This window comes from Actinoplanes sp. NPDC048791 (genome assembly GCF_040650095.1).
Taxonomy (GTDB): Bacteria; Actinomycetota; Actinomycetes; order Mycobacteriales; family Micromonosporaceae; genus Actinoplanes.
Genome location: NZ_JBEZGQ010001118.1, coordinates 1 through 2,565, shown reverse-complemented (window position 1 = coordinate 2,565; position 2,565 = coordinate 1). Strand labels below are relative to the sequence as shown.

The 2,565-nt window shown below is 72.7% G+C and carries 3 protein-coding genes; 1 reads left to right on the top strand and 2 read right to left on the bottom strand.

What is annotated here, in order from left to right; genetic code table 11:
* Positions 1-1,151: epoxide hydrolase family protein (locus tag AB0C29_RS43030; RefSeq protein WP_360833374.1), on the top strand; the 1,151-nt coding region annotated here is incomplete at its 5' end.
* Between the two features lie 78 nt (positions 1,152-1,229).
* Here AB0C29_RS43030 and AB0C29_RS43025 read toward each other — a convergent pair.
* Both AB0C29_RS43025 and AB0C29_RS43020 read right to left on the bottom strand, forming a co-directional pair.
* Positions 1,230-1,559 (bottom strand): hypothetical protein, encoded by a 330-nt coding sequence (locus AB0C29_RS43025; protein WP_360833372.1) that lies wholly within the window; start codon positions 1,557-1,559, stop codon positions 1,230-1,232.
* Between the two features lie 125 nt (positions 1,560-1,684).
* On the bottom strand, positions 1,685-2,565 hold an 881-nt coding region (locus AB0C29_RS43020), incomplete at its 5' end, for an alpha/beta fold hydrolase (RefSeq protein WP_360833370.1).

Sequence of the window (2,565 nt, the reverse complement as noted above, 5' to 3'; positions counted from 1 at the left end):
GCCCGTTCCGGGTCGCGATCCGGCGCGAGCAGGTGGCCGAGCTGCGCCGCCGTGTCGCCGCCACCCGCTGGCCGTCCCGCGAGCTCGTCGCCGACCGTTCGCAGGGCGTGCAACTGGCGACCGCCCAGGCGCTCGCCCGGTTCTGGGCGACCAGCTACGACTGGCGCCGGTTCGAGGCCAAACTCAACGCGCTCCCGCAGTTCAGGACCGAGATCGACGGCGTCGACATCCACTTCGTCCATGTCCGCTCGCGGCACCGCAACGCCCTGCCGCTGGTGATGACCCACGGCTGGCCCGGCTCCATCGTCGAACTGCTCGAGACCGTCGGCCCCCTCACCAACCCGACGGCGCACGGCGGCAGCGCGGCGGATGCCTTCCACCTGGTCCTGCCGTCGATCCCCGGCTACGGCTTCTCCGGCAAACCGGCCGAGCTCGGCTGGGACACCAACCGGACCGCACGGGCCTGGGCGGAACTCATGCACCGCCTCGGCTACACCGACTTCGTCGCCCAGGGCGGTGACGTCGGCGCCGCCGTCACCGACAACCTCAGCCGGCTGGCACCGCCGGGACTGCTCGGCATCCATCTGAACCTGCTGGTACCGGCGCTGGGCGGCACCGGCAACCTGCCGAAGAACACCGACGAGGAGAAGGCCGCGGCCGCCGCCCTGCAGACCTTCTCGACGTCCGGCCGGGGCTACCTGGTCGAACAGTCGACCCGGCCGCAGACGATCGGCTACGCCCTGCTGGACTCACCCGTCGCCCTGGCGGCCTGGATGCTCGATCACGACACCGACAGCTACCTCAAGATCTCCCGCGCCTTCCGCGGCGGCCCGCCCTCGGGCAACCTCACCCGGGAGCACGTCCTCGACAACGTCTCGGTCTACTGGCTGACCGGCACCGGCGAGTCGGCCGCCCGCGCGTACTGGGAGAGAGCACAGACCTCCGGCCACCCGCAGGCGCCGGTGACCGTCCCGGTCGCGTTCAGCGCCTTCCCGGGCGAGATCTTCCAGGCGCCGCGCAGCTGGGCCGAGGCGAGCTATCCGACACTCCGGCACTACAGCAAGGCCGGGCGGGGTGGGCACTTCGCGGCCTGGGAGGAGCCGCAGGTGTTCACTCAGGAGCTGCGGGCGGCCTTCCGGTCGTTCCGCTGACCCCGGGCCGGCGCCGGCGACGCTGACGGCACGCTCGGGGCAGCTGCCGTGGCGTCGCCGGATCGTGCGGCGACACCGTCAGTCCCAGCAAGGGTGCTCCGCGGCCGTGGCCTCGGGGCGGAGCCGGAACAGCACAACGTGTCCGGCCTCGTCGCGGAATTCCGTCTCGGTGTCCGAGAGCATCCGCATCGTGCCGCGTTGGTAGGGGTTGCCCCAACCCTCCGGAGGGTTGACGCCATCGGGGTCGGAGAGCGGATGAACGGCCTCGTAGTAGCGGCCTTGGAACTTCACCTCGAAGATGCCGCAATGCGTGCGAAGGTCGAACGCAACCGCCGGGGACGCGGTGGTCGCCGTCGGGGTCCGAGCCGGCGCGGCCGGCCGTTCGCATCCGGCCACAGCCAGCACCATCCCCACGCCGATTGTGATCGCCCTGCGTCTCATGACGCTCCTCCGGTCCGTGCCTCAGGTCGGCGCGATGCGCACCGATGAGTCCGACGGACGCCGTCCGCCTCCGGTTCCTGCCGGAGACGCTCCTACCGTCCCCGGACCAGCCCGTCGACGATCTCCACGATGGCCCGCCAGCCGGCGGCGTCGGGAGCGTGTGAGGTGGCGACCGAGCGCACGTCGAACCGGTTGTCCGGGGTCAGCGCGTCGGCCTCGGCGATCATCCGGTCCTGCAGGGCGATCGGGATGCACCGGTCGAGAGTGTGCCGGATGTACGTGCGCGGGATCCGGCCCCACGTGTCCCGGTGCCCGCGCGCGTCGTCGAGAGGCACCTGCGCCGACTCGTCCGGGGACATCCCGTTGAGCATCGCCAGGAACTCGGCGTCGGTGGCCCCCGCGCACAGTGCCTGCTTGAGCTTGGCCAGCACGGCCGGGTCGGCGGTGCGGAAATTGGTGCGCGTACCGCCGATCACGGCCGGGTCGGCCAGGGCCGCGTCGCCGAGGTCGAACAGCAGCGTGCCGGCCGCCTCCGGCGTGGCCAGGTAGTCGCCGACGCTGCGCAGGCCGACGCAGCAGAACGCCGAGCTGTAGACGAGCCGGTCGATCAGGTGCGGCACCTCGTTGCCGACCCGGCTGAGCGTGGCGCCCCCCATGCTGCCGCCCCACAGCACGACCGGTCCGTTGCGGGCGGCGCGGCGAACCACCGCGACGGTAGCGCGGACGTAGTCGTCGAGGGTGATCGCGGCCATCGGCGAAGGCTCGGTGGCCAGCGCGGCCAGGTCCTGCGGGGCCTGGTAGGCCAGGCGGAACTGACCGTCGCCGGGGTCGTGGCCGGGCAGTGGCACGCCCACCGTCCGGTGCCCGCGCAGGGTCAGCTCGGCGTCGCCCCCCGGGCCGCCGTTGGCCCCGGCCACGAGCACGATGGTGGTCACCCGGCGCGCCGCCGGCGGCCTCCTGAGGTGGGCCGTCG

Coding starts and splice junctions, on each gene's coding strand:
- AB0C29_RS43025 (WP_360833372.1), bottom strand. CDS start 1,559: ATGGTGCTGGCTGTGGCCGGATGCGAACGGCCGGCCGCGCCGGCTCGG.